Raw genomic sequence first — 25327 nt, forward strand, 5'->3', positions numbered from 1 at the left:
AACTAACTGTAATTATCATAGACCTTAGAGTCAGCTTGAAGTCAAGAAAATTAAATGGATCTTGTCTCAGCGGCGGGAGCCATTTCCTTCTCTTCATCCTTTCCTGCACACCAGGAAGCGAAGAGGGATCCGGAAATGTTGTGCCATACGGAGAAGATAGCACCTGCGATGCCGCCGGCCGCCGTGAAGTACATGAGGGCAAGCGTGGAGGCAAGGCCGGAATTCTGCATGCCGACCTCGATCGACATCGCGCGTACCTGTGCTTTTGTCATGCCTGCTTTCCTGGCCGCAAGGTAACCGAGCGTCATGCCGCCAAGGTTGTGGAGGATGACGACGCAGAGAATGATGAGGCCACTGTCAAGAATCGTACGGCCGGAAAGGGATACGACGCATCCGACGGTGAAGATAATGACGAGGGAAGAAAGCATCGGCGTAATCTTCGTGACTTTCGAGACGGCCTTTGGGAAGAAAATATTGAGAAGGACGCCTGAAAGAAGGGGCAGAAGCACCATTTCTATGATGGAGATCATCATGGATGTGAAGCTGATATCGACCCATGCGCCGGCGGTGATCCAGATCAGGAAGGGTGTCACGAAGGGGGCGAGAATCGTATTGACCATTGTCATGGAAACAGAGAGCGCTACATCGGCGCGTGCAAGGTAGGAAATGACATTGGAAGCCGTGCCGCCCGGGCAGCATCCGACCAGGATGACACCGATGGCAATGGCCGGCGGGAGAGCGAAGAGCTTGACGAGCGCGAAGGCAAGCGCCGGCATGAAGATGAACTGGAAGAGCGTGCCGAGCGCAATATTCTTCGGATGATCGAAGACGTTCTTGAAGTCGCGGGGCGTAAGGCTCATGCCCATGCCGAACATGATGACGCCAAGGAAAATCGGGATATAGCGGGCAAAAGGCTTCATGAGGGAAGGCCAGATAATGCCGCATACACCGGCAAGGATGACGCCGGCAGCCATGTACCTGGTACAGAAATGAACGAGTTTTTCAAGCATGGAATCACTCCTTTAGGGGGAAAAACAGAAAAAGGAATCAGACGGTTTCTCTTTCTTTTTCCGTACCTCTTTCGCGAAGGATGTGATTCTTGTCATCGACCATGACGACTTTCGGGTCAAAGCCTCTGGCTTCTTTTTCATCCATACCTGCATAAGCGATGATGATGACGATATCTCCGACAGCAGCCATGCGTGCCGCAGCGCCGTTCAGGCAGACAACGCCGCTTCCTCTTTTTCCGGCAATGGTATAGGTCTCAAGGCGCGCGCCATTATTGTTGTTGCAGATCTGCACGCGTTCGCCGGGAAGGATGCCTGCAGCATCGAGAAGGTCGGCATCAATCGTGATGCTTCCCATGTATTCAAGATTGGCTTCCGTGACGGTCGCGCGGTGGATTTTTCCATGCATCATTGTATAAGTCATTATTCTGCCTCCAGGATTACGTTATCAATAAGTCTTGTCTTGCCGAAGCAGACGGCGACAGCAAGAAGGGCATTTCCTTCAATCGTTTCAGGAAGCTCTGCCAGGCCGGGCATTTCATACATTTCCACGTAATCGATGTCGCTCATGGGTTCTTCTTCGATTTCATTCCTGACAAGAGAGAGAAGTACGTCCTTATTTCTTTCACCCTTCTGGAACGCTTCTTTGGCATGGGCAAGGCTTCTTGAAAGGACGAGAGCCGCCTTTCTTTCTTCCTGAGAGAGGTAAACGTTCCTGGAGCTCTTGGCAAGGCCGTCTTCCTCGCGTACGATCGGCATCAGGCGGAGTTCCACATTCATGAAAAGGTCGTCGACCATGCGCTGGAGGACCTGTGTCTGCTGCGCATCCTTGAGACCGTAGTAAGCGCGGTCGCATTCGGTCAGATTGAAGAACTTGGCGCAGACCGTCGTAACGCCCCTGAAATGGATCGGACGCGTGCGGCCGCAGAGGATCTTCGTCACGTGGCCGGTGACTTCGACCCAGGTCATGTCTTCATGCGGATACATGGCAGACGGAGCCGGTGCGAAGAGGAGGTCGGCGCCGCATTCTTCAGCAAGCGCACTGTCCTTTTCAAGCGTCCTGGGGTAGGCGTCATAGTCTTCATTCGGGCCGAACTGGGTCGGATTGACGAAGACGGTCGTGATGACGATGTCGTTTTCCTTTCTGGCGGCGCGGATGAGGGAAGCGTGTCCCTCATGGAGAGCGCCCATGGTCGTTACAAGTCCGATGGATTTTCCTTCTTTTTTACAGCGGCGGACGAAATCTTTCAGTTCGCCAATTTCATGGCAGATAATCATCATTACAGCATCCTTTCCGGAGAAACTCCTGAAGGCTTTTCTGCAACGAGCGGGAACGAAAAAGAGCGCATTCCAAAACAGAATGCGCCCTAAATGGGGATCAGGATATGGGAAATAAAAAAGCATCCCCGAAGGATGCCAGCTATTCTGAACCATGCATTCGTCTCGGTCATTACAATCCAAGCGATATGAATTTTAAGCAAGGCACGCGCGGATCTCTTGTTTCCATGCTCCGCTATGATTCAGCTGATATCATGCAGGTGGAAATTTCCAGTTCCATAAGCGCTGGCCATTCTTTCCTTTCATAAGACTCTGTAAAGATGCCCTTGAATGGAGGTGTATGGCCCATGCCTTTCGGGAAAAGGATACCCCATGAGGAATGACTTGTCAAGGTCAAAAAAGCAATTTGACAAATTGGGAGATGCATTATAAAATAAAGTCCTTGAATTCAAAAATATGCCATTTTTCACTTAATTTTATACTACAGATAGTATATAATAAATGTATAAGGGAAAACCTAGGCGGAAGGAGGAGTCCTCATGAAGAAATTGGCAATAACGGCGGCAGCAGTGCTGGCAGCGGCATTCCTTGGGACAGGCACAGCGCATGCCCTTGTACCAGGCGTAGATATCATGGACACGGAAGTTGGCTACGGATACAATGCAGCCAAAGACGGCATCCATAGTGCCCATATTGAAATCAAACCGATCCCGAAAGTAGTCGTGGGCGCGGAATACCGGCACTGGAACCATGCAGGCAATGAAACGGATGTGTATGCAAAGTACAAAATCGGCCACCTCTATATCGGCGCAGGCAATAGAAACTATTATGACAGAGATGCGAAGCTTTTCGGACTTGTTGAAGGACGCGCAAACGTCTTGGGACCAGTCGATGCTTATGCAGGCCTCAAAGTATCCAGCGAAGAACGCGAATACAAAGCAGGACTCCAGCTCGATCTCGTACCGACATCGTTTGATGTGGATGTCAACTACACCTACTATGACAGAGATGATGTCAAGAACGAAGGCGGCCTTGGCGTCGGTCTCAACTATCACTTCTAAGAGCCATAAAAAAAACTGCATGCAGCAGATTGCGTGCAGTCTTTTTTTATTTTACATACAGCGGGTTATTCGTCAGTGATTTTGTCGATGTCCGGTCTTCTGTCGCGGAATACATTGATCTGTGAACGGACTTCCTGAATGACGTCCGTATCGATGCGGCCGAAAGCGATTTCCTCTTCGTCTTCCAAACGGCAGATTTCTTCGCCCCATGGATCGAGGAGGAGTGAATTTCCTGCATATTCCAGTCCGCCCGAGCGGCCGGCCTGATTGACAGCGGCGAGGTAGAACTGGTTTTCAATGGCCCTTGCCTGATTGAGGCGTACCCAGTGGGTGTTCCTGATCTTTGGCCATGCGGCAGGGACGAAGAAGAGGTCGACGCCCATCAGAGCTTCCCTTCTGATCAGTTCCGGGAAGCGGATGTCGTAGCAGACAGCCATGGAGCAGGCGACGCCGTCCAGATTGAAGTGGGCGAGGTGGTCTCCCATGCGGAAATAGCCAGGCTCACCGGAGAGTGAGAAGCCGTGGATCTTATCAAAGGTTTCCGCAATCTTCCCTTCGCGGTTGAAAACGTAGGAGCGGTTCAGGATATCATTCCCTATTTTGGCAGCGACCGTTCCTCCGACGATATTGACATTGTTGTTTTTAGCGAACGTAGAGAGCATCTCCTGCGTTCTTTCTCCGTTCTTGTCAGCAAGCTCGTCCAGATTCTCCGCGGGGAAGAAGCCGACATTCCATGTCTCAGGGAGCACAAGGATGTCCGGTTCGTGCTTCATGGCCTTTTCCATGAGCTCAAGAGCGTGAGCGTAATTGACGTCGGGCTTTCCCAGCTCGACATGCATCTGCAGCAGTCCGATTCTAAGTTTCATATATCCTCCTTTTCAGATGAAATGCAAGGGAAACTAAATCTTATCTATATTATAGCATTCCTGCATGATAAAAAGGGGCTGTGACAAAATCCGCTAAAACTCTCTTTTTCCTTTTCTCGAACGAAGTTCGAGAAAAGGGTGTTAACCTTGCTCCGAAAGGAGAAGGTGTCAGCGTAGCTGACGGATACAGTAGTTCTCGAGCAAAGCGAGGTTTTGTGGTTTTCAAACAGAACAATAAATACATTTGTTAGATAACCCTTTAATGGAATATCCCAATAGGAAAAGGGGCTGTGGCAAAATGATTACACATTTTGTCACAGCCCCTTTTCTTTTACAAACTTTATGCAAAAAATGCGGTGCATGCGTCAACCAGGTAAGCGGTATCCTTGACGCCGGCAGTCTCGTAGGAGGAGTGCATAGCCAGCTGTGCAAGGCCGATATCCACGGTCGGCATAGCCACTTTCGTGTTGGAAATGTTGCCAAGCGTCGATCCTCCGGGATTGTCGCTCCTGTTCGTGAAGGTCTGCGTCGGGATATGATTCTCTTCGCAGAGATTCCTGAAGTAAGCGGCGGAGAATGCGTTGGTGGCGTAGCTCTGGCGGGCGCTGAACTTGACGACGATGCCTCCGTTGATGACGGGGCGGTTCACAGGATCAGCGTATTCCGGATGATTCGGATGGACAGCATGCGCATTATCGGCAGAAATCATGAAGCTTCTGGCAATGGCAGCCATCGTTTCATCATAAGAAAGGCCCAGCGACGAAGCAAGGCGCATCAGGACATTGTAAAGGAATGTCGAACCGGCGCCCTGTGCTGTCTGACTTCCCACTTCTTCATTATCGAAGAGAGCATAGACGGAAATGGCTTCTTCCTTCTTTCCGAGGGTGAATCCGCGGAAAGCGGCAAAAGCGCACTGCAGGTCGTCGAGCTTGGGAGAGGAAACGAATTCACGCTCTTCGCCCCAGATCGTGCCGGGCACGCGGCTGTAAAGATAAAGGTCATGAGCGAGGATATCTTCTGCTTTTACTTTGGCCGATGCGGCAATGACATCCATGAAAGGTGTCTTGCCGGAAGACAGGCCATAGAGGGGAAGAAGATCCTTCTGCACATTCCAGGACTTGTTCTGGTTCACCTGGCGGTCCATGTGGATCGCAACGGAAGGGATGACAAGCATCGTGCCGTCGACAGCGACGAGCTTCTGGGCCAGATGGCCGTTTTCCCTTGTAATCAGGCGGCCTGCTACGGAAAGCGGGCGGTCCATCCAGGTACTCATGATCATGCCGCCGTAGCCTTCCACATTCAGACGGACATAAGGACCGTCCTTAATTTCAGGATTTTCCTTGATCTTGAATGTAGGGGAATCGCAGTGAGCTGCGGCGATGCGGAAGAATTCTCCGCCATTCTCAGGCACGGCAAAAGCAACGAGCGCACTGCCGTCCCTGGTGACCACGTATTTCCCGCCCTTTTCAATCTGCCATGTATCTTCTTCGCGCAGCTCAGTAAAACCCGCGTAAGCAAGCGCAGCCTTCACACCGCGGACGGCATGGAAGACAGAAGGGGACTTGGCGATGAAATGGAGCAGGTCGCGGCTCATGTCATCAGGCGTATTTAAAGGTTCCATTATTTCTTATGGTTGACTTTTCTCTGATAAACAGCTTCAGCCATTTCAGCGCGGGCTTTGACGACCGGATTGGTGGAGTTGACGGAAGTTGGTGTGAAGTTGCTGGTATAGTGCAGTGTCTTCGTTTCCTTTTCCATTTCAACGACCTGAATGGTGCCTGCTGTACGGTCATAAGCGTATGTATAGGTGCAGGTGCCGTCCGGAATCGTCTGAATAGCTACGAAATTCAGGATTTCATGGCCGTTCGTTGTTTTCTTCAGGCTTGTTTCATCAAGATCGATCGTCGTCGTGTCGTTGTACTTCCAGTAACTTTCAGCGGAGACGGTCAGTGTTCCTGCGGCAATGGCAGCAGCGGCCGCCAGAGTCATCAGCATTTTTTTCATTAAAAATCACTCTCTTTCAAAAACGGGGATACTGTCCCTTGAAGTGGATACTATTCGGTGTATAACCTTTTCCATTATATCATAAAATCGATCAATGAAAGAAGAAACTATTGGTTAAGAGTCAATTTTTTTGAAATTCGAGGCATAAGAAACTGAAGCTTATGCAGCTAAGCGATTGGAGGATCATTTCGAGACCATGATGCAGGCCGTGAAGCAGGAGCATCTTCACTCCCTGGAAATTCTTGTGTCCTAAGCCTGAGGAGGTTTTCCTTTTTCTATGAGTCCTTTTTGTTTTACTGCTGTTTCCGGTTCATCCAGTCTTTGATCTGGAATGGAGGCAGGTTTTTCTTGTCAATGGCAGGAGGGGTTTTAAAGGGGATTTGCTGGTTTTCTCAAAATTATTCATTGGCTTTGAATCACTTTTTCTTTTTTCAGAGGCCTTTTCCGTATATAATGAATATATCGGGGCATGTGGCTCCGGAAAGGAATATATATGACAAACTATGCAATGATCGTGTCCTATGACGGGACGCGCTATGAAGGATGGCAGAAACAGACCCGCACGAAGGAAACCATTCAGGGAAAGATCGAGGATGCGCTTCTTCAGGTGACAGGGGAGGTCTGCCAAGTGAATGGGGCCGGTAGAACGGATGCGGGCGTACATGCCAAAGGGCAGTGTGCCAATTTCCGTCTGCCTTTCCAAGTCCCGGCCGATAAGCTGATGGATGAATTGAACCGTGCTCTTCCTGATGATATCGGCATCATGTCTTTGAAGGAAGCAGCGGAGAATTTCCATGCGCGCTTTTCTTCCTCGGGGAAGCGGTACCGCTACCGCATCCGCACTGGAAGTCTCAAGAATGTATTCGAGAGACGGTACGTGTGGCAGCTTGGAAAGCCGCTCGATGTGGAAGCAATGAGGAAGGCAGCCCGCATTCTGGAAGGGACGCATGATTTCACTTCCTTTACCAGCAACCGCCATATGAAGAAGAGTGCGGTCAGGACGGTCGAGGAAATCCGCCTGACAGAAGAAGAAGGAGAGCTTCGTATCGACTATACGGGAGACGGCTTCCTGCAGAATATGATCCGCATCATGACAGGGACGCTTGTGGAAATCGGCGAGGGAAAGAGAAGCGCTGATGATCTTGCCGCAGTCCTTGAAGGGAAAGTCCGTGCAGAGGCTGGTTTCACGGCCCCGGCTGCAGGGCTCACGCTTCTTCGTGTATTTTACGATTAAAAAAAGCTCCCCTAAGGGAGCTTTTCTCAAAACTTCTAATTTATCTGATAACCATGACGGGGCATTTTACGTGGCCTAAAACATACTGGCTGACGCTTCCCATGATGAAGGAGGAAATGGCGCCTCTGCCACGGCTTCCCATGATGATCATGTCGATGTTGTTGTCTTCGGCAAGGGAAGTGATGACACGGCCCGGATCGCCGATCTTGACGAGTGCAGTCAGTCTGGTGCCGACAGGAATCTGCGCTTTCAGATTGCTTAAGACTTCTTCTGCTTGCTTTCTCATGGAAATGAAGCCGTTTTCATCGAGTGTGACCTGCAGGACTGGATAGGCAGCGTCGTTCATGTCAGCTACGTAGAGAAGGAAGAGTTCCGCATTGTGCTTGATTGCCATATCAAGGCCGACTTTGAAAGCTTTTTCGGCAGTTTCAGAGCCGTCAACGGGGACAAGGATTTTCTTGAATTCCATTCAAAACACCTCCGGGTTAAAAAAGTAAATATGCCGCTCTCTTATATCATTATACCATGAGACTTATTCTGGAACAGGGATTGAGGCTGAAGATTTGAATATTCTTTCGGATTTTCCGAAAAAAGGAGAACATATGAAATTAAAATCAGGAAAGAAACTGCTGGGAGCTCTTCTTCTGGCATCGCTCGTCGGATTCGCATCGCTTCCTGCGGTTTCTGCAGAAGACGCATCTGCTGCAGATGGTAATGGGCCGGCTGTAGAAACGAGGGAACCTTCGTATCCGGCAGTCAACGGGCATTACAAGAATGAAGCGTTCGGCATGGAGTTCGATCTTCCATCTGCTTATACGGAAGATGCAGGGGACAAGCCGTACATGTACCAGGCACACCTTACGGATTACAATATGGGACTGATGGTCCTGATGCAGGGAAGAAAGGCAGGAATTTCTGACAGCCGCCTGAAGGAAGAAGTCAAGCAGGTCGAAGAGATTCCGGACCAGATGGCTAAGGGTTCCAAGGATGTCAAAATCATGGACAAGAAGATGGTGAAGGCCGGCGGCTATGATACGCTCCAGTTTGCTGTCCGCGGCGAGCATGACGGGAAACCGTTCATCAGCGTCAATGATTTCATCCTCACAAATTCAGCGACGTACATGATGAGTTTCACCATGAAGGATACGGATTACAAGAATAATCAGAATGAAATTAATGAAATCCTGAAGAGTGTCCGCTTCTTTACCGTATGGAGGACAGAACCGGTCCGCACGACAAAGTATGCGTATGATCTTCCAGTGGATGTGAAGGTGGGAGCTTCCGGCGGCATCAATCCGGATCATATCCTCCTTGGGACGAATGGAAGGCTGCTGACGGGCGTCATGGTCGTCAAATCATCGAAGAGGGAATCACTTTCCTTCTGGCCGGAAAACCTTTCTGGACTCACTGAAGAGGAGAAGAAGGGAGTCCTTGACCGTCTTAAAGGCTACCTTTCCCTGGATCCTGCCATGAAGGAAGCCAAACATCTCACGATGGATTTCATGCAGATGAAGGCAGGGGATGCAGTCAGGGTCGATTATGATATCGACGATGAACATACGTCTGCCTGGTACTTTGCCAAGGATAAGAATTTCATCTGCTTCGACTATACGTATGGAAAGGAAGATGCTGACTACGCGGCAGGAATCGTTGAAAAGTCGGCAGCATCCATTACGCTGTAACAGGTGATTTCCTTTTTATAAAAGCTCCTTTATAATAGAGGAAATGAGTATGACGGAGGTGCGGTTTTGTTATTTAATCTTTTTGGAAGCAATAAAAAACAGGAATTTATTGATGGATATGCCCAGAAACTAGCTGATGCGGCTGTCGAGGGTGAAATCGATGCAGATCTCCTGGAAGAGCTGATCGATTATGCCCGCGAGCATGACCTCAGCAACAAGCAGCTCGCCAGCGCACAGGCGCTTGCCTGTGACAAGGCCTTCGAGGAGCTTTTCCAGAACGGGTACCTGGATGATGACGAGTATGATCTCTACAAGGATCTCATCGATACCTGCTACATGCTGAAGGAAGACCAGAAGTACAAGTACACGACGATTTCCAAACGCTGCAATGCAATCTACAAGATCCAGGAAAAGGGCCTTCTTCCGAAGGTGGATCCTGAATTTGCCAATGTGGATTACAGGGAGGGCGAGGACCTTCACTTCGCAGGTCCGGCCAAGCTGATGAAGGAAGAAAGCGGTGCAGAAAAGCTCTCCGGCGGTGTCATCACCAAGGGAACCTACTACAAGACGGGCGGCCCGATGGTTGGGGAATCCCCGAAGGGCTGGAAGGAAAACGGACCGGGCGTGCTCTGGATCACGACCGAACGTATCGGATACCGCGGAAAGAAAGGAAAGTTCACTCTTGAGATTGAAGATCTCGATCATGCCGAACTTGCCAAGGGACTTCTTCTTTTCTATGAAAAGGGAGAAGAACATCCGGAAGCCGTCAAGCTTGACGATCCGGAAATGGCAGGCCTTATCCTTTCCCGTATCATCAACGGTCCGCCGGAAGAATCCGAAGAATGAAATAAAATGACAGATAAAAAGCTCTGCAGGCAACGGTCCGGCAGAGCTTTTTCTTATTTCCTATTTCTTATTTTTGTCATGTTTCTTTGATTCGAACTGGATTTCTATGATGCGGCTGGGACGGCCGGTCTTATCCGTGAAGCGGCGGCCGACGTCCTGGGCAAGGTGATGATCGATGAGCTTGGCAAGGATGCGGTTGATCGTGCGCGGCGTGACGCTTGTCAGATCGGCAAGCTCGGAAGCGGTGAAGCGCTGGCGGCCTGTATCGCGGCAGGCGTGGTAAAGGTCGGCGATGATCCTCACGCTGACGCCGGATTTCTTGGACAGGTAGAGGAACTGCTCATCGATGGGATGTTCCTTCTTTTCCTGCGAGGCCTGCCCGTTTTTGGACATGGGGACGCGGGAGAAGAGTTCCTTCCCGATGATATAGGCGCGGTTTCCGCCGGAGGCTGAGGAGTGTTCCATGCCCTGCAGCGCATTGTACTTCGCTTCGGCTGCCGTTTCCCCGTATCCGATCCCGATTGAAAGGGTGAAGGCGGTCGTTTCAGCAACGTTGGAAAGAAGCGAGAAATGATGGTAATGGTCTGTTGCATTCTCGATGAGGGCAGGGGTCGTGAAAAGGAAGAACCCGGAAGGCGGCTGCTCGATGCAGGCAGCATCCAGGAAATGGGCAAAGCGGTGGATTTCACGCGAAACCTGCAGCTTTTCCATCGAAAGGCGGTAGTCGTTGTTATTGGGAATGGATTCCTTGAGCGCGTCGATGTGGATGGCTATGACAGCAAGCCTGTTGCCGCGGTCCAGCATGGATTCGTGGGTGAGGACGAGGCGCTGCAGCCCGTTCCGGATGTCATCGAAGGATGGCTGGAGGATGTAGACGGGAATGCCCTTGGAATCAAGGATGTCACGGACCTTGTAGAAGAGGGTGATGCAGAAGGAAACTTTACCCATACGGTAGAGCTTTTCCATGGCGGCTGCATTCTTGATGAGGAGGCCTTCATTGTAGGCAAGGATCGGAAGTATTTCGAGGGAAAAGTCATTTTCACTCATCCCGATTTCCTTGAAGGCAAGGTCGAAGAAATCTCTCCGGTCAAGATCGGTCGCAATCCGCATGGGATATCCCTTGTCACGCGCCCGATAGAAAAGGCGCAGAAGCGAAGCGGAGGACCTGGGAATCGTCAGCCATTCTGTCGCGTGCGGCACGGCTTTTTCCGCATAGCGGCGGGCTGTGTCTCCCAGAAAGAGGAAGGTCTCGACGCTGTTCTGGCGGCCGGAGAGGAGATCCGGGATTTCCACGATGGAATGATAAGGAAATGGGACGGCTTCGATTTCCGGAAATTCTCCGGAAAGGAAGGTGATGATTTCATCAATGATTTCTGCGGGAACTACGATACCGATACGCATGGCGCACTTCCTTTTTGGTCATAATAAAGGTCTATTAAGGACATGTTCTTTTCCTTATGATATTCATAAGTGAGGTAAAAGTAAATAACTGGTTCGTCAGAAATCAGCTCACGGGCAAAGAAGTCCATGCATCCGTATTTTTTGCATGGGTTTTTTAGTAGGTTTGGGAGTGTAGGAGGTCATCTATGGGTTGGGTGAAAAAGTTTCAAAGCGAAAACAAGTATGTGGTATTCTTCTTCCTCTATATAGGGTTCTGTATATCCTATATAGACAGGTCCGCCATAGGGCTCGCGCTTCCTTCGATTTCGAAGGACTTCGCCCTTGCGCCCACGCAGATGGGCGTCGTCATCAGCGCATTCTTCATCGGCTATTCCATCATGCAGATTCCTGGCGGCTGGCTGGCTGACCATTTCGGGTCCAAGACGGTCATCTGCGTTGCATTGACACTCTGGTCCATCTTCACCTTCACGACCGGCCATGCATCGACGCTGGCAGGACTCCTCTTCCTGCGTTTCGTATTCGGCCTCTGCGAAGGTCCGTATGCCGGTTCCTGCTACAGAGCCATTGCTGAATACTTCCCGCGTGAGCTTCGTCCTGCATTTACGACAGGCATTCTTTCCTCGAATTACATCGGAAGCGCCATTGCACCGATCATCATCGTGCCGCTCATCCTCTTTTTCGGATGGAGAGGCATGTTCCAGGCATTAGGCTGCATCGGCCTTGTTTATGTATTTTTCTATATTTTTTGTGTCAAACAGACAAAACCGGCAGAAGAAGTCAAAGCCGGCAAGAAAGAAAACAAGACAAAGTACTTCCTGCATCTGATGAAATTCTCCATCATCTGGAAACTTGTCCTCTGCGCATTCTGCGTATCCTGCATCAATAAAGGCCTCGATGCCTGGATGCCGACGTACCTCATCGCAGAACGCGGTATCAACCTGAAAGCCGTCGGCTATGTAACGCCGATCCCGTTCATGGCTTCCTTCCTGTCAACGGCAGGCTGCGGCTGGCTCATGAACAAGTATTTTGACAAGAAGGAAAATTACATGATCGCCATCTGCGCAGTCATGACCGCCATTTTCCTCTACCTGATGTACAATGCGGAAACTCTTTTCTGGGTCGTCGTATTCCAGTGCGGTGTTTACTTCTTCAAGGCATGCATCTTAGGTTCTGCTGTTGCTATCGTCCTTAAGATCGTCACCGGTTCCATTGCAGGCTCCGCTTCCACGCTCGTCAACATGGGCGGCCAGGTAGCCGGCTTCATTTCGCCAGTCATCATGGGCTACCTTGTTTCTGCATTCAACGGTTCCTTCAATGCCGTATTCTATTACCTGATTGCTGCTGCAGCACTCTGCGCAGTGAGCGCACTCCTGATCCCGAAGAGAAAAGAAGATATGCTTGATCTGGGTGAAGGCAGCGAAGAATAAGTTTCATAAGAGCTGTGAAAATGACACCCGTTTTTGCAGCTCTTTTAATTTTCTCCGGGGCATGACTGTCAGGGGCCTTATTGGAAATAAGGGACAGGAGGGAGGCGCTGTCTTTAAGTCAACCACATAGATTAATGTCGATTCAAGCGATATGTCCGAAAAGAAATACTCGATAAACTGCGAGAAAAGTTCCCTATTTGAGACACAATAAAGGTCTGTTAAGGACATTGTCTTTTACTTATGATTAGCGTAAGTGAGACGACAATTTCATAACATCGGTTCTGGAAGAACCGGCTCACGGGTAATGGGGCCCATGCTGCAGATCTTTTATGCTGGCATGGCTTTTTTTGTAGGTTTTTCTTTAGGAAAAGGGGTAAGGAAAAGGAGTGTTTCTATGGGTTGGCTTAAAAAGTTTCAAAGTGAAAACAGGTACGTAGTGTTCTTCTTTCTCTATGTAGGGTTCTGTATTTCCTATATAGACAGATCCGCTATCGGGCTCGCACTTCCTTCGATTTTGAAGGATTTCGCCCTTGCGCCCACACAGATGGGCGTCGTCATCAGTGCATTCTTCATCGGCTACTCGATCATGCAGCTGCCTGGCGGCTGGATGGCCGACAAGTTCGGGTCGAAGTCAGTCATTCTGATTGCGCTCACCTTGTGGTCTATTTTCACCTTCACGACCGGCCATGCTTCCTCTCTTGCAGGACTCCTTTTCCTGCGTTTCGTATTCGGTCTCTGCGAAGGCCCGTATGCCGGTGCCTGCTACCGCGGCATTGCAGAATACTTTCCGCGTGAACTTCGTCCTGCATTTGCCACAGGCGTCCTGTCCTCGAACTATATCGGCAGCGCCATTGCTCCAATCATCATCGTGCCGCTCATCCTCTGGTTCGGATGGAGCGGTATGTTCCAGGCATTAGGCTGCATCGGACTTGTTTATGTATTTTTCTATGCATTCTTCGTCAAGCAGGTAAAACCGGCAGAAGAAGAAAAAACCGGCGCCAAGAAGGGAAGCAAGAAGGAATATTTCGTGAAGCTTCTCCATTTCTCTATCATCTGGAAACTCGTCGTCTGCGCATTCTGCATTTCCTGCATCAATAAAGGCCTCGATGCCTGGATGCCGACGTACCTCATCGCAGAACGCGGCATCAATCTGAAAGCTGTCGGCTATGTAACGCCGATCCCGTTCATGGCATCTTTCCTTTCCACCGCTGTCTGTGGCTGGATCATGAACAAGTATTTCGACAGGGTAGAACAGTACATGATCGGCATCTGCGCTGTCATGACCGCTGTCTTCCTGTACCTCATGTATAATGCAGAAACCCTTTTCTGGGTCGTCGTATTCCAGTGCGGCGTTTACTTTTTCAAGGCATGCATCTTAGGCTCTGCCGTTGCTATCGTCCTTAAGATTGTTACCGGAAACATTGCAGGCTCGGCTACGATGATCGTCAACATGGGCGGTCAGGTGGCAGGCTTCATTTCTCCGGTCGTCATGGGATATCTTGTTTCTGTATTTAATGGTTCCTTCAACGCTGTTTTCTACTACCTGATCGGCGCTGCTTCCGTCTGCGCTTTGAGCGCATTCCTTATTCCGAAGAGAAAAGAAGCGATGCTTGATCTGGGCGAGGGCAGTGAAGAATAAACGGAGCGGATTTTCCGCTTTCCCTTGCAGTATATTTCAATGATTGTAGAATGGAAGTTAAGGAGGCAAAAGTATGAAAATTTCTAAAGTAGTTGTCCGCAGAATGAGTCTTGATTTCAAGGTGCCTTTCCGCACCAGCTTCGGACTGAATACGACAAAGGATTTCTCCATCGTCGAACTGCATGACAGCGACGGCAATGTGGGCTATGGCGCCTGCTCGGCGTTCATGCGCCCCTGGTACAATGAAGAGACGACAATGGGCGCTCTCTTCATTATCAAGGAATACCTGATTCCGGCTCTCTTCGATGCAGGCGATTTCAAAGATCCGGAATGGTTCTTCGACCATACATCCTGGATCCGCAGAAACCGCATGGCACGCGCTTCTGTAGACTGCGCTCTCTGGGAACTGTACTCCAAGGAACTCGGCATCCCTGAATACAAAGCTCTCGGCGGCGTCAAGGATTCTGTCGAAGCCGGCGTTTCCTTGGGCATTGAAGATACACCTGACAAGCTTCTTGCTACGATTGAAAAGTACATGAAGCAGGGCTACCGCCGCGTCAAATGCAAAATCAAACCGGGCTATGATATCAACTACATGAGAGCTGTCAGAAAAGAATACGGCGACATCATGCTCATGGTTGATGCCAATTCTGCATATACGCTCGCTGATATCGACCTCTTCAAGGAAATGGATGAACTGGGCCTTCTCATGATCGAGCAGCCTCTGGCATCCGATGATATCGTAGACCACCGCCACCTGCAGGCTGCCATCAAGACACCGATCTGCCTTGATGAAAGCATTGACAGTGTCGATGATGCCAGAAGAGCCATCGAACTTGGCAGCTGCAAGATCATCAACATCAAAGTAGCCCGCGTAGGCGTCCTGACTGAAGCCAGAAGAATCCAGAAATTCGCCGGTGAAAAGGGCGTTTATTCCTGGTGCGGCGGCATGGTCGACGACGGCGTCGCAAGAGGCCACAACATGGCTGTTGCTACCCTCCCGTACTACCGCTATCCGAACGATATCCCGGGAAGCGACCGCTACTATGCGGATGACATCGTAACCCCGTCCACATTCATTGACGATCATGCCATGATTCATCTGCCGCAGCTTCCGGGCACCGGCTTCGAACTGAATCAGGAAGTCGTTGAAAAACATACTCTTGAAAAGTGGGAATTCACAAAATAATCAAATAAAGAAGGAGCGCGGAGGGGAAGCCGTCCGCGTTTCCTGCTGTCATTTTTGAAACGGAGGAAAGGTTATGACGACAAGAGATAAAGCATACGAATGGATTGACGCGCATAAGGACGACATGGTCGACTTGTGGAAACAGATGGTGACCATCGATTCCGGCATCGGTGTCAAGGAAGGCGGCATGGAGATGGGCAATCTCTGTGCAGGCATCCTTGAAAAGCTGGGATTCTCCATCCGCCGCGTATCCTATGAAAAATGCGGCGATACGATCATCGGCGAACGCGGCGATCTGTCCAAACCATACACGATCCTCATGGGTCACATGGATACGGTATTCTTCAAGGGCGAACCTGAAAAGCGTCCGTTCACCATTAAAGACGGCAAGGCATACGGCCCGGGCGTCCTTGATATGAAGGGCGGCGTCTGCATCCTGCTCTCCACCCTGGAAGCACTCCATGCAGCTGGATTTGATGATTTCCCGTGCAAGGTCATCCTTGTTGCCGATGAAGAACCAGCGCACGTATTCTCCAATGCGCCCGAAGTCATCGAGAAGGAATCCAAAGGCGCCAAGTGCGCATTCAACTTTGAAACAGGCTTCCCGGATCACGCGCTGGTCGTCCAGAGAAAAGGCTGCTGGCGTTTCTTCATTGAAACCTTCGGCCGCGGCTGCCATGTAGGCAATGATCCGCAGAACGGCAGAAGCGCCATCCTTGAAATGGCTCACAAGATCATTGAAATCGAGAACCTGACCGACTACTCCAAACAGTACAATGTCAATGTCGGCACAATCGAAGGCGGCACGGTAGCCAATGCGGCTCCGGCTCACTGCAAGGTGGAATGTGATTTCCGCTACGTCCATCCTGAAGATCTCCCCATCCTCAGAAAGAAGGTCGAGGAAGTCTGCGCCAAACAGTATGTGCCTGATGTCACGACAAAGCTCTATGACAGCGTAGGCTTTGCTGTCATGCCGCAGCTCCCGGGCAACCTTGAACTTTTGAAGATTGCACAGGAAGTTGCAGAAGAAAGCGGATTCCCTGTTCCGGGCCCGAAACTCTGCGGAGGCGGCAGTGATGCAGCCTACACGGAAGCTGCCGGTGTTCCGACACTCTGCGGCACAGGCGTTGAAGGTTCCAGAAACCATACGGTTGAAGAATGGGCCGATGTGGACAGCCTCTTCCGCCGTGCTAAGCAGATGGCAGGCATTCTTCTCAAGCTGAACGAAAAATAATTTGAAGATCATTTCAATACGGCAGGCCGCCCGCTTCGATGCTGGCGGCTTTATGCCATGGAGGACAGGAGGACATTATGAGAATTGACCGCGTAGACATTATCCGCGTTTTGAATCCGTTCAAGCATCCGTTCCAGACAAGCTTCACTAAGTTTGAAAACAGGGACGCACTGCTTGTCAAAGTATATTCCGAAGGCCTTGTCGGCTGGGGTGAATGCAAGGCTTTCTACGGGCCTTTCTACAATCCGGAAGACAACGGCACCGTGCTTCATATCCTGAGCGACATCATCATCCCGGGCATCCTTCATACGGAAGTGGAAAGCCCGGAAGCTTTCATGAAACAGTTCGACTACATCAAGGGGAACCGTCTTGCCAAAGCAGCTGTCGAAAACGCCCTCTGGGAACTCATGGTCCAGCGCACAGGGAAGTCCCTGAAGACACTCCTTGGCGGCACGCAGAAGGAAATCAAGGTCGGCGTCTCCCTTGGCATTGAAAAGGATATCAACGTCCTTTTCAAGGAAATTGAACATTACTTAGAACTCGGCTATCACAGGACGAAGATCAAAATCCATCCGGGACGCGACATTGAAGTCGTCAAAGCCATTAGAAAGGAATTCGGGGACATTACGCTCACCGTCGATGCCAATTCCGCCTACACGCTTAAAGATATCGACCTCTTCCGCGCCATGGATGAATACCATCTCCAGTACATTGAACAGCCGCTCGGAGAAGAAGATATCGTCGACCATGCCACACTCCAGAAAGCCATCGAGACACCTGTCTGCCTGGATGAAAGCATCGTTTCCTACGAAGCGGCAGAAGCTGCAATCCGTCTTGGCAGCTGCAAGGTCATCAATATCAAATCCAGCCGCTGCGGCGGTGTCTATGAAGGAAAGCGCATCCATGACCTCTGCGTCGCCCATCATATTCCTGTATGGTGCGGCGGCATGACAGAGCTCGGCATCGGCCGCGCGCAGAATGTTTCCTTCGCAAGCCTTCCGGGCTTCACGGAACTGGCGCATGATGTGGCAGCTGCAAACCGCTACTTCGACGAAGACGTGACAAATCCGATGGTAGACATCACTGATCGCTGCACGATCATCGTGCCGGATGAGGAAAACGGAATCCATTACGACGTCGATGAAAAGCAGATCGATAAGATGGAAGCAGGCCACTGGATTTTCAAATAAACGAAAATTTTACAAAAATCCTGTTGACACGTATTTTGAATCGTGGTAAAGTACACACAACGAAACGATGAAGAAAAGAGTAAGCGTCTGAAGACAGCAAAGCGAGTCCGGATAGTGAGAGCGGATATGGATAGGAAGCTGAAGTGCATTTCTGAGTTTGACGGGCTGAAATGATAGTAGGTCCTTCCGGCAACTCCCGATACAGAGTCAGGGTTTGATAGAACCTTCTAAGGTGCATTTGGTGACAGGTGCATGAAATCGGGTGGAAACACGAAGCTATGGCTCTCGTCCCTTTACAGGGGCGGGAGCTTTTTGATTTACAAAATACAGAAAAGGAGCGAAAGACGATGGGAAAAATGATAGCCAGAGAAATCGACAACTTGACATGGAGAGTCGCAGGCTGCCTGCTTTTCATCGGAATTTCCGCTCCGGCATTCCATAAGTTTTACAGAAACGGCATTGAGGAAAGAGAGTATTGATCCATGAAAGAAAAAGAAATTTTCCGGTGTATAATAAAGAAAAATGACGGGAAAGGGATGATTCCTGATGGATGAGGAAAAACCGATCATATTGACCGCGCAGGGAAGTTTCTCTGCCGGTGGAAAGACGCTGAAGGCGGAAGGGACGTATGATCCTTCTCATGCGCTTGATTCTGCCGGACAGACAAAGCATGTCGATCATGCCTATGTGTTTTATCAGGTGCCAAAGGATGCCAGACCGAACGCTCTTGTGTTCCTCCATGGAGCCGGGCAGAGCGGAGCCGCATGGGAGACGACGCCTGACGGGCGCGAAGGCTTCCAGACGATATTCCTCCGTAAGGGATACAAGGTATTCCTGATGGACCAGCCGGGACGCGGCAGGGCGGCGAGTGTTTCGACAAGTGCATCCGTCGAGCCAAAACTGGACGAAGCGCTTTGGTTTGATATTTTCCGCTTCGGCCATTATCCGGAAAGATTTCCCGGCGTGCAGATTCCTGAAGGGGAAGAGGCCGCCGACCAGTTCTGGCGGAGGGTAACACCGGATACTCGTACATTTGATGCCGAGCTTGTCTCGGATACACTCTCAGCGGCAATCGACCGTGCAGGGCCTTCTGTCATCGTGACGCATTCGCGGGGAGCCGGAGCAGGCTGGCGTGCTGCCATGAAGAATGACAATGTCAGGGGCATCATTGCACTGGAACCGGGCGTTGGATTCCTCTTTCCTGATGACGATGTGCCTGATCCATTGATTTCCACAAGCCCCTTTGGCGCGCTTAAGGCAGAAGGCGTCGATCCGAGGGATTTCCACAAGCTGACGGAAATCCCGATCCTCATGATTTTCGGAGACAATATCCCAGACGACATGACACGCTGGGGCGGCGAGGACAACTGGAGAGTCCGCCGCATGGAAGCGGAAAACATGGCAGAAGAAATCAACAGGCAGGGCGGGGATGCCCGTGTCATACGGCTTCCTGACGTCGGAATCCATGGGAATACGCATTTCCTTTTCGAGGATCTGAATAACCGTGAAATCGCGGATCTCATGGAAGACTGGATGATCGAAAAGGAACTGGACAGGTAGGAAAATATCCCACGTTGACACGCCGTCAATTTAGTGATATTGTAGGTATATCGAATAGAACAAATATAATGTTATGACGAAAAGAGTAGTCATTCAGAAGCCGTAAAAGCGAGTCCGGAGGGTGAGAGCGGACGCGGACAGGATGATGAAGTGCATTTCCGAGCATCGAAGGCTGAAACGGCAGTAGGCTTTCCCGGGCGCTCCCGATACAGGGCAGAGGGTCTTAGGACTCTCAGAGGCATATCTGGCGACAGGTATGCGAATTTAGGTGGAATCACGAGTCTCTCGTCCTGAAAAGGACAGGGACTTTTTTATTTAGCAATCAACAGCCGGAAGGCAACGAGGAGGAAACTTTATGAACAAGAAAACAAAAATCGCAGCAGCAGCACTTATTTCATCCCTTGCAGCAGGACTCATTGCCGGATGCGGCGGAGACAAGAAGGCAACTTCTTCTGCAGCTTCTGCAGCAGCTGACGGAAAGAAACACGTGAAGGTCGTCCTTTCCAGCACGGAACGTCCGCTTTCCTGGACCGATGAAAACGGCAAGACACAGGGCTATGAATACGATATCCTGGAAGCCGTCAACAAGAACCTCAAGGGCTACCACCTCGATCTCCAGGCTGTTCCGCCGGAAACACAGGATGTCATGATGGAATCCGGAGATGCCAAGGTCGCAGCCGGCGGCTACTACCGCACACCGCGCCGTGAAAAGGACTACATCGTACCGAAGACACCGATCGGCGTATCTTCTGTCGAAGTATACATGACCAAGGAAAACGCAGCGAAGTACCACAGCCTTGAAGATGTCATCAAGGGCGGCGGCAAGCTCGTTCCGAACACACCGAACGGCGGCATCTACAAAGTGCTGACAGACTGGAACAAGGAACATAACAACATCCTGAATGAAGTTCCGATCCAGGACGGCCTGACTCCGGCTGAACGTCTGAGCTCCCTGAAGAGCGGCCAGTATGATGCACTCGTTTACCCGAACAACCTCGGTGTAGAAGACATTGCCAAAGCAATGAAGCTGGACCTTGTCGCTCTCGACAAGCCGATCAAAGTCAATGAAACCGTCCTCATCGTCAACAAGGATGAAAAGGAACTGGCCAATGAAATCGAAGCTGCCCTGGAAAAACTCTCCAAGGACGGCACTCTGAAGCAGATTTCTGAAAAATGGTATCACAGAAACCTCTTCGATCAGCTGGATGAAGCCAACGCACAGAAGTAAGATTTGCCTCTGGGCGGTTTAAATGATACGATAGCCTTATTATAATTATATGTATAAAATAAGAGGCGGGATCGCAGCCCGGATCAACCGAGGGAAGCGGCCCGCCTCTTTTTGTGAAAGGACGATCTATGGATTTGGAAAATAAGGGAGCCGAAATCAGCGCCCGGAATGAAAAGTACCTGCGCCATCTGCAGGGGCTGGTACAGATTCCTTCTGTATCAAGCGTGAATGATGAGCATACGGACTGGAGCAGGTTTGATGAGCTGCATCAGTACCTTCAGACGACATATCCGATGATCTATCAGAAACTGGAACTGACGGTGATCGGGAAGGCGAGCCTTCTTTTCCGCTGGCCGTCTGAAAATCCGGACAGAAAGCCTGTCCTTCTGATGGCGCATCAGGATGTCGTGCCGGCAGGCCGCGAAGAACAGTGGAGCCATCCGCCCTTTGCGGGCGAGGTGGAAGACGGTTTCCTCTGGGGAAGGGGATCGGAAGACTGCAAGTCGCTCCTCTCGGCCGAAATGGATGCCATCGAGGAACTTCTGGAAGAACATTTCAAACCTTCCTTTGATATCTACCTATCCTTTGGCCACAATGAGGAAGTGCAGTGCACACCGGACAAGAAAGGATCCATTCTGGCGGCAGAATACCTGAAGAGAAACGGCGTCGAGCTGGCCTGCATCTTTGATGAAGGCGGAAATATCATCGACAATGAAAGCGGCGTGAGGGCGGAAGTCGCACTGGCAGAAAAAGCGCCGAATGAATTCGTCCTCTACAAGGACGGTGATGGCGGACATGCCAGCCGCCCCGGAAAAGGAACAGTGCTTGGCGATATTGCAAGGGCCGTCGCCTCTGTCGAAGAACATCCGATGCCCTACCGCTTGACGCCGCTCGTCAAAGCCTTCCTCAAGGCTGAAGCGCGTTTCAAGGACAAGAAGACGGCCAAGGTGTACCGCCACCCGGGCAAGTATTTCAAAAAGCTCAAGAAGCTCGCCTCCAAAGACAGGACACTGGATGCCATGCTTCATACGACATTTGCCGTAACGATGGCAGAGGGCAGCGCGCAGGCCAATGTCCTTCCGTCCCATGCAGAGGCAACGATGAGTGTCCGCATCCTTCAGGGTGATACCGTGGAATCCGTCAAGAAGTACCTGGAATCCATTATTCCCGAAGGCGTCCTTGTCAAAGTTCCTTTTGCTGAAAATCCAAAACGGGCAGGAAGCACGGACAGCGATGTCTATGAACTCCTCTGTGATACGATCCATGAAGTCTATGGAGAAAAGACAGCCATCGTGCCAAAACTCATGCTCGGTGCTTCAGATTCCAGAAACTATGCCGAAGTATCCCCGGCTGTTTTCCGCTTCTCCGGCCGCGTAAAGACACCGAAATGGGGCGAAGCCCATCAGGTGGATGAAAGGATGCCGGTAGACAAGCTCTTCATGCCTGTTGATTTCTTCAAAACATTCCTTGGTAATTATAATAAGTAAAATATATATAAGGGCTTTGGTGAAATGGATTCACAGGATTCACATTTTGCCAGGGCTCTTTTATTGTCCGTTTATATTGTATTTATTTGGAGGAGCATACCTTCTATGGTACAATATACATGTTTTTCGGAAATGGGAGGGAATTATGGATAAACCAGTCATAGGTACCGTCAAGCTTGACGGCTGGGCCGTACTGGCTCCGATGGCGGGCGTCAGCGATCTGGCGTACCGTGTCATAGCAAGGCGTTTCGGCGCAGCGATGACGACAGCGGAAATGGTCAGCGCCAAGGGGCTGTATTATAAAAACGGAAAGACAGAAGACATGCTGAAGATCGATCCGGATGAACATCCGGTAGCTCTCCAGCTTTTCGGAAGCGATCCTGAAATCATGGCGCTTGGGGCGCGCGAGATGGCAAAGGCGGGTCCTGATATCATTGATATCAATATGGGCTGTCCGATGCAGAAGGTCGTCAAGAACGGCGACGGATCAGCGCTCATGAAGAATGTGCCGCTGGCCGCTTCTATCGTCAAGGCCATGGCAGATGCTGTGGATATCCCGATCACGGTCAAGATGCGTCTTGGCTGGACAAGGGATACGGAAAACTGCGTGGAACTTGCCAAAGCCGTCGAAGAGGCAGGGGCAGCAGCCATTACTATCCATGGACGCACAAGGGAAGATTTCTATACAGGAAAGGCGGACTGGAAGAAGATTGCCGAAGTCGTCAAGGCGGTTAAGATCCCGGTCATTGGAAACGGGGACGTCGTAGACGGTCCTTCTGCCAAAACGCTTCTGGAAGAAACAGGATGCGCCGCCGTTGCCATCGGCCGTGCTGCCTGGGGAAATCCCTGGGTGTTCAAGGAAGTGAATGCATACCTTGAAAATGGAGATATCATTGATCCGCCTTCCTGGGAGGAACGCCTTGCCATGGCAAGGGAGCATCTTCACGGCCTTGTCATTGAGAAGGGGGAGAATGCAGCCGTCCGCGAAATGCGTGCGCATGCAAGCCGCTATTTCCACGGACTTCCTGAAGCCGCTGCCCTTCGCCGCGAAATCATGAAGGCACTTACCGAGAAGGAATTCGATGAGACGATTGACAGGTATGAAGAAGAAAAGCATCTGACCGAACCGTCAAAAATCTGATTCTTTCCGAACTCTCTCATGGAAATGAATGCATGACGAGAGAATCATTAGGAAAAATAAAGAATTGGTAAGATATGCATTATAATCATGTTGTCTTGCCATATATGGTACCTTTTTACAGTCAATTTTTATTGACAAGGTAAAAGGGAAATATTAGAATGATTAAAGAACGCGAGTAATAGAGCGTGGTGATCGTCGAAGCTTGTGCAGGTTTGTGCGCGCAGGCTTTTTTATCTCACTACGGAGAGGAGAAAAGATGTCCACTGAAATGGTCCTGCTTTCCGAAGGCATCCGGGCGTATGGAATCGTATCCCGAATGACCTGTTCTGTTGCCGTGTGTTTCTTCAGGTCTTGTAAACCACTCCTCTTACGGGGGTCTGTGTCTTTGGCATAGTGTACCCCTAAAGAGGAGATTTTTTGTTATACGGCTAAGCCGTAAAGAGGGAGGATATTACAATGCATGTAGGAATCGTTATGGGCAGTGACTCCGACCTGCCGGCCATGAAAAAAGCATTTGAAATCCTGGACGGATTCGGCGTTACATATGACGTTGCCATTGCTTCCGCTCACCGCACGCCAAAGAAACTGGCTGAATTTGTTGCGGCAGAAGAAGAAAAAGGCGCAGGCGCATTCATTGCCGGCGCTGGCATGGCAGCAGCCCTTCCGGGTGTGGTAGCCAGCCTGACTTTAAGACCAGTCATCGGCGTACCGCTCTCCGGCGCAAAGCTCGACGGTATGGATGCGCTCTTCTCCATTGTGCAGATGCCATCCGGAATCCCGGTAGCTACCGTTGCCATTGACGGCACGAAGAATGCAGCCTTCCTCGCTATTGAAATCGGAGCTGTCTCCGATCGTGAATTGTACAGAAAGTACAAGGAATACCGCGAAGAAGCCGCTGCTGAAATTTACAGAAAAGATGAAAAACTGCAGAAGGAATTGGGCCGTTAATGAAGGCCTCCAAAGGAGAAAACGAAATGAAAGAATACAAACCATTCAAATCCGGCAAGGTACGTGAACTCTATGATCTGGGCGACAGCCTCGTTATGGTCTGCACTGACCGCGTTTCCGCTTTCGACAACATTCTGAAAGACCCGATCCCGCAGAAGGGCGTCGTTCTGAACCGCATGTCTGAATTCTGGTTCGATTTCACAAAGGACATCGTTCCGAACCACATGATTTCCATCGACACAAAGGATATGCCGGAATTCTTCCAGACTGAAGAATTTGAAGGCCGTTCCATGAAGACACAGAAACTCGACATGATCCCGGTAGAATGCATCGTCCGCGGATACATCACAGGTTCCGGCTGGGAAGGATACCAGAAAGACGGCAAAGTCTGCGGCATCACTCTTCCGGAAGGCCTGAAGGAATGCCAGAAGCTTCCGCAGCCGATCTTCACCCCGTCCACCAAGGCTCCTGTCGGTGAACATGACCAGAACATTTCCATGGAAGAAGGCGTGGAATGGGTCGAAAAGTTCTTCCCGGGCAAGGGCAAAGAATACATGGAAAAACTGTCTGAACTGACACTCGCTCTTTACAACAAGTGCGCTGACTATGCTCTCGAAAGAGGCATCATCATCGCTGATACCAAATTCGAATTCGGCCTCGACAAAGAAGGAAACATTGTCCTGGGCGACGAAATGCTGACACCGGACAACTCCCGCTTCTGGCCGGCAAAGGGCTATGAAGCAGGCCACGGCCAGCCGTCCTTCGACAAGCAGTTCCTGAGAGACTACCTCAAGGCTCATCCTGGAGATACCGTTCCGCAGGAAATCATCGACAAGACGATTGCCATTTACAAAGAAGCCTATGAACTTCTGACCGGCATCAAGTTCTAAGATCGTATTTACAGA

The 25327-nt window shown here is 50.5% G+C and carries 25 protein-coding genes and 1 other annotated feature; of the genes, 17 read left to right on the forward strand and 8 right to left on the reverse strand.

Annotation, left to right across the window (positions count from 1 at the left end):
* Positions 1 to 50: 50 nt before the first annotated feature.
* From OIM03_04175 to panC, 3 genes are read right to left on the reverse strand one after another with little or no spacing between them, the layout of a single operon-like run.
* A complete protein-coding gene (locus OIM03_04175; protein HJI73476.1) occupies positions 51 to 1010 on the reverse strand; it encodes a bile acid:sodium symporter family protein in 960 nt (319 codons plus the stop codon).
* A gap of 37 nt (positions 1011 to 1047) precedes the next feature.
* Positions 1048 to 1431: an aspartate 1-decarboxylase gene (gene panD / locus OIM03_04180; GenBank protein ID HJI73477.1), complete on the reverse strand. Its 384-nt coding sequence runs from the start codon at positions 1429 to 1431 to the stop codon at positions 1048 to 1050.
* Complete coding sequence (gene panC / locus OIM03_04185; GenBank protein ID HJI73478.1) at positions 1431 to 2288, reverse strand: pantoate--beta-alanine ligase; 858 nt, start codon at positions 2286 to 2288, stop codon at positions 1431 to 1433. The genes panD and panC overlap by 1 nt, the downstream gene beginning before the upstream one ends.
* A 104-nt stretch (positions 2289 to 2392) precedes the next feature.
* Here panC and OIM03_04190 point away from each other — a divergent pair, with 104 nt between their 5' ends.
* The gene (locus tag OIM03_04190) at positions 2393 to 2593 is read left to right on the forward strand and encodes a hypothetical protein (protein ID HJI73479.1); all 201 of its coding nucleotides are present in this window, start codon (positions 2393 to 2395) and stop codon (positions 2591 to 2593) included.
* Positions 2594 to 2824: 231 nt separating this feature from the next.
* Complete coding sequence (locus OIM03_04195) at positions 2825 to 3346, forward strand: transporter (GenBank protein HJI73480.1); 522 nt, start codon at positions 2825 to 2827, stop codon at positions 3344 to 3346.
* 65 nt (positions 3347 to 3411) lie between these two features.
* Here the strand turns inward: OIM03_04195 and OIM03_04200 are convergent, their stop codons facing one another.
* From OIM03_04200 to OIM03_04210, 3 genes are all read right to left on the reverse strand, one after another.
* Positions 3412 to 4212, reverse strand: coding sequence for a carbon-nitrogen family hydrolase (locus OIM03_04200; protein HJI73481.1), 801 nt, complete (start codon positions 4210 to 4212; stop codon positions 3412 to 3414).
* A gap of 340 nt (positions 4213 to 4552) precedes the next feature.
* Positions 4553 to 5833 (reverse strand): M18 family aminopeptidase, encoded by a 1281-nt coding sequence (locus OIM03_04205; protein ID HJI73482.1) that lies wholly within the window; start codon positions 5831 to 5833, stop codon positions 4553 to 4555.
* On the reverse strand, positions 5833 to 6216 hold the full coding sequence (locus OIM03_04210) for a hypothetical protein (GenBank protein HJI73483.1): 384 nt from the start codon (positions 6214 to 6216) through the stop codon (positions 5833 to 5835). Before OIM03_04210 ends, OIM03_04205 begins: the two co-directional genes overlap by 1 nt.
* Positions 6217 to 6709: 493 nt before the next feature.
* On the opposite strand from OIM03_04210, the gene truA reads away from it, so the two are divergent.
* Positions 6710 to 7450 carry a tRNA pseudouridine(38-40) synthase TruA gene (gene truA, locus OIM03_04215; protein HJI73484.1) on the forward strand — a complete coding sequence of 247 codons (741 nt, stop codon included), beginning with the start codon at positions 6710 to 6712 and terminating at the stop codon, positions 7448 to 7450.
* A gap of 40 nt (positions 7451 to 7490) precedes the next feature.
* Here truA and OIM03_04220 read toward each other — a convergent pair whose 3' ends face one another.
* The gene (locus OIM03_04220) at positions 7491 to 7919 is read right to left on the reverse strand and encodes a universal stress protein (GenBank protein HJI73485.1); all 429 of its coding nucleotides are present in this window, start codon (positions 7917 to 7919) and stop codon (positions 7491 to 7493) included.
* Positions 7920 to 8052: 133 nt separating this feature from the next.
* Between OIM03_04220 and OIM03_04225 the strand changes: the two genes are divergently transcribed.
* Both OIM03_04225 and OIM03_04230 read left to right on the forward strand, forming a co-directional pair.
* Entirely contained in the window at positions 8053 to 9132 is a 1080-nt protein-coding gene (locus OIM03_04225) for a hypothetical protein (GenBank protein HJI73486.1), read from the forward strand.
* A 66-nt stretch (positions 9133 to 9198) separates the two neighbouring features.
* Positions 9199 to 9978, forward strand: coding sequence for a hypothetical protein (locus tag OIM03_04230; protein ID HJI73487.1), 780 nt, complete (start codon positions 9199 to 9201; stop codon positions 9976 to 9978).
* A 60-nt stretch (positions 9979 to 10038) separates the two neighbouring features.
* On the opposite strand, the gene OIM03_04235 is transcribed toward OIM03_04230, so the two are convergent.
* Positions 10039 to 11379: a hypothetical protein gene (locus OIM03_04235; GenBank protein ID HJI73488.1), complete on the reverse strand. Its 1341-nt coding sequence runs from the start codon at positions 11377 to 11379 to the stop codon at positions 10039 to 10041.
* Between the two features lie 185 nt (positions 11380 to 11564).
* On the opposite strand from OIM03_04235, the gene OIM03_04240 reads away from it, so the two are divergent.
* The 12 genes from OIM03_04240 to OIM03_04295 all read left to right on the forward strand — a co-directional run bounded on the left by OIM03_04240 (position 11565) and on the right by OIM03_04295 (position 25312).
* Entirely contained in the window at positions 11565 to 12806 is a 1242-nt protein-coding gene (locus tag OIM03_04240; GenBank protein ID HJI73489.1) for an MFS transporter, read from the forward strand.
* Between the two features lie 394 nt (positions 12807 to 13200).
* Positions 13201 to 14445: an MFS transporter gene (locus tag OIM03_04245; GenBank protein ID HJI73490.1), complete on the forward strand. Its 1245-nt coding sequence runs from the start codon at positions 13201 to 13203 to the stop codon at positions 14443 to 14445.
* Positions 14446 to 14518: 73 nt separating this feature from the next.
* Complete coding sequence (menC, locus tag OIM03_04250) at positions 14519 to 15634, forward strand: o-succinylbenzoate synthase (protein HJI73491.1); 1116 nt, start codon at positions 14519 to 14521, stop codon at positions 15632 to 15634.
* A 73-nt stretch (positions 15635 to 15707) separates the two neighbouring features.
* Positions 15708 to 16868 (forward strand): M20 family metallopeptidase, encoded by a 1161-nt coding sequence (locus OIM03_04255; GenBank protein HJI73492.1) that lies wholly within the window; start codon positions 15708 to 15710, stop codon positions 16866 to 16868.
* A gap of 77 nt (positions 16869 to 16945) precedes the next feature.
* Positions 16946 to 18058 carry an o-succinylbenzoate synthase gene (menC, locus tag OIM03_04260; protein HJI73493.1) on the forward strand — a complete coding sequence of 371 codons (1113 nt, stop codon included), beginning with the start codon at positions 16946 to 16948 and terminating at the stop codon, positions 18056 to 18058.
* 347 nt (positions 18059 to 18405) lie between these two features.
* On the forward strand, positions 18406 to 18537 hold the full coding sequence (locus OIM03_04265; GenBank protein HJI73494.1) for a hypothetical protein: 132 nt from the start codon (positions 18406 to 18408) through the stop codon (positions 18535 to 18537).
* Between the two features lie 67 nt (positions 18538 to 18604).
* Positions 18605 to 19618 (forward strand): alpha/beta fold hydrolase, encoded by a 1014-nt coding sequence (locus tag OIM03_04270; protein ID HJI73495.1) that lies wholly within the window; start codon positions 18605 to 18607, stop codon positions 19616 to 19618.
* Between the two features lie 64 nt (positions 19619 to 19682).
* Positions 19683 to 19914 (forward strand) — a binding site (T-box leader).
* Between the two features lie 59 nt (positions 19915 to 19973).
* Positions 19974 to 20846: a transporter substrate-binding domain-containing protein gene (locus OIM03_04275; protein HJI73496.1), complete on the forward strand. Its 873-nt coding sequence runs from the start codon at positions 19974 to 19976 to the stop codon at positions 20844 to 20846.
* A gap of 128 nt (positions 20847 to 20974) precedes the next feature.
* On the forward strand, positions 20975 to 22333 hold the full coding sequence (locus OIM03_04280; GenBank protein HJI73497.1) for a M20/M25/M40 family metallo-hydrolase: 1359 nt from the start codon (positions 20975 to 20977) through the stop codon (positions 22331 to 22333).
* Between the two features lie 145 nt (positions 22334 to 22478).
* Positions 22479 to 23474 carry a tRNA dihydrouridine synthase DusB gene (dusB, locus tag OIM03_04285; protein ID HJI73498.1) on the forward strand — a complete coding sequence of 332 codons (996 nt, stop codon included), beginning with the start codon at positions 22479 to 22481 and terminating at the stop codon, positions 23472 to 23474.
* Between the two features lie 456 nt (positions 23475 to 23930).
* On the forward strand, positions 23931 to 24422 hold the full coding sequence (gene purE, locus OIM03_04290) for a 5-(carboxyamino)imidazole ribonucleotide mutase (GenBank protein ID HJI73499.1): 492 nt from the start codon (positions 23931 to 23933) through the stop codon (positions 24420 to 24422).
* A 26-nt stretch (positions 24423 to 24448) separates the two neighbouring features.
* Positions 24449 to 25312 (forward strand): phosphoribosylaminoimidazolesuccinocarboxamide synthase, encoded by an 864-nt coding sequence (locus tag OIM03_04295; GenBank protein ID HJI73500.1) that lies wholly within the window; start codon positions 24449 to 24451, stop codon positions 25310 to 25312.
* Positions 25313 to 25327: the final 15 nt, after the last annotated feature.

Source organism: Veillonellaceae bacterium (genome assembly GCA_025992895.1).
Taxonomy (GTDB): domain Bacteria; phylum Bacillota; class Negativicutes; order Veillonellales; family Dialisteraceae; genus Dialister.

Excerpts from the sequence above, each read along its gene's own strand:
- menC (HJI73493.1), top strand. The coding sequence starts at position 16,946 with ATGAGAATTGACCGCGTAGACATTATCCGCGTTTTGAATCCGTTCAAG.
- OIM03_04270 (HJI73495.1), top strand. The coding sequence starts at position 18,605 with ATGGATGAGGAAAAACCGATCATATTGACCGCGCAGGGAAGTTTCTCT.
- OIM03_04190 (HJI73479.1), top strand. The coding sequence starts at position 2,393 with ATGGGAAATAAAAAAGCATCCCCGAAGGATGCCAGCTATTCTGAACCA.
- OIM03_04280 (HJI73497.1), top strand. The coding sequence starts at position 20,975 with ATGGATTTGGAAAATAAGGGAGCCGAAATCAGCGCCCGGAATGAAAAG.
- OIM03_04275 (HJI73496.1), top strand. The coding sequence starts at position 19,974 with ATGAACAAGAAAACAAAAATCGCAGCAGCAGCACTTATTTCATCCCTT.
- OIM03_04265 (HJI73494.1), top strand. The coding sequence starts at position 18,406 with ATGGGAAAAATGATAGCCAGAGAAATCGACAACTTGACATGGAGAGTC.
- OIM03_04245 (HJI73490.1), top strand. The coding sequence starts at position 13,201 with ATGGGTTGGCTTAAAAAGTTTCAAAGTGAAAACAGGTACGTAGTGTTC.
- OIM03_04210 (HJI73483.1), bottom strand. The coding sequence starts at position 6,216 with ATGAAAAAAATGCTGATGACTCTGGCGGCCGCTGCTGCCATTGCCGCA.
- OIM03_04205 (HJI73482.1), bottom strand. The coding sequence starts at position 5,833 with ATGGAACCTTTAAATACGCCTGATGACATGAGCCGCGACCTGCTCCAT.
- OIM03_04200 (HJI73481.1), bottom strand. The coding sequence starts at position 4,212 with ATGAAACTTAGAATCGGACTGCTGCAGATGCATGTCGAGCTGGGAAAG.
- menC (HJI73491.1), top strand. The coding sequence starts at position 14,519 with ATGAAAATTTCTAAAGTAGTTGTCCGCAGAATGAGTCTTGATTTCAAG.
- purE (HJI73499.1), top strand. The coding sequence starts at position 23,931 with ATGCATGTAGGAATCGTTATGGGCAGTGACTCCGACCTGCCGGCCATG.
- OIM03_04195 (HJI73480.1), top strand. The coding sequence starts at position 2,825 with ATGAAGAAATTGGCAATAACGGCGGCAGCAGTGCTGGCAGCGGCATTC.
- OIM03_04240 (HJI73489.1), top strand. The coding sequence starts at position 11,565 with ATGGGTTGGGTGAAAAAGTTTCAAAGCGAAAACAAGTATGTGGTATTC.
- truA (HJI73484.1), top strand. The coding sequence starts at position 6,710 with ATGACAAACTATGCAATGATCGTGTCCTATGACGGGACGCGCTATGAA.
- OIM03_04235 (HJI73488.1), bottom strand. The coding sequence starts at position 11,379 with ATGCGTATCGGTATCGTAGTTCCCGCAGAAATCATTGATGAAATCATC.
- OIM03_04255 (HJI73492.1), top strand. The coding sequence starts at position 15,708 with ATGACGACAAGAGATAAAGCATACGAATGGATTGACGCGCATAAGGAC.
- OIM03_04175 (HJI73476.1), bottom strand. The coding sequence starts at position 1,010 with ATGCTTGAAAAACTCGTTCATTTCTGTACCAGGTACATGGCTGCCGGC.
- panD (HJI73477.1), bottom strand. The coding sequence starts at position 1,431 with ATGACTTATACAATGATGCATGGAAAAATCCACCGCGCGACCGTCACG.
- OIM03_04295 (HJI73500.1), top strand. The coding sequence starts at position 24,449 with ATGAAAGAATACAAACCATTCAAATCCGGCAAGGTACGTGAACTCTAT.
- OIM03_04220 (HJI73485.1), bottom strand. The coding sequence starts at position 7,919 with ATGGAATTCAAGAAAATCCTTGTCCCCGTTGACGGCTCTGAAACTGCC.
- OIM03_04225 (HJI73486.1), top strand. The coding sequence starts at position 8,053 with ATGAAATTAAAATCAGGAAAGAAACTGCTGGGAGCTCTTCTTCTGGCA.
- panC (HJI73478.1), bottom strand. The coding sequence starts at position 2,288 with ATGATGATTATCTGCCATGAAATTGGCGAACTGAAAGATTTCGTCCGC.
- dusB (HJI73498.1), top strand. The coding sequence starts at position 22,479 with ATGGATAAACCAGTCATAGGTACCGTCAAGCTTGACGGCTGGGCCGTA.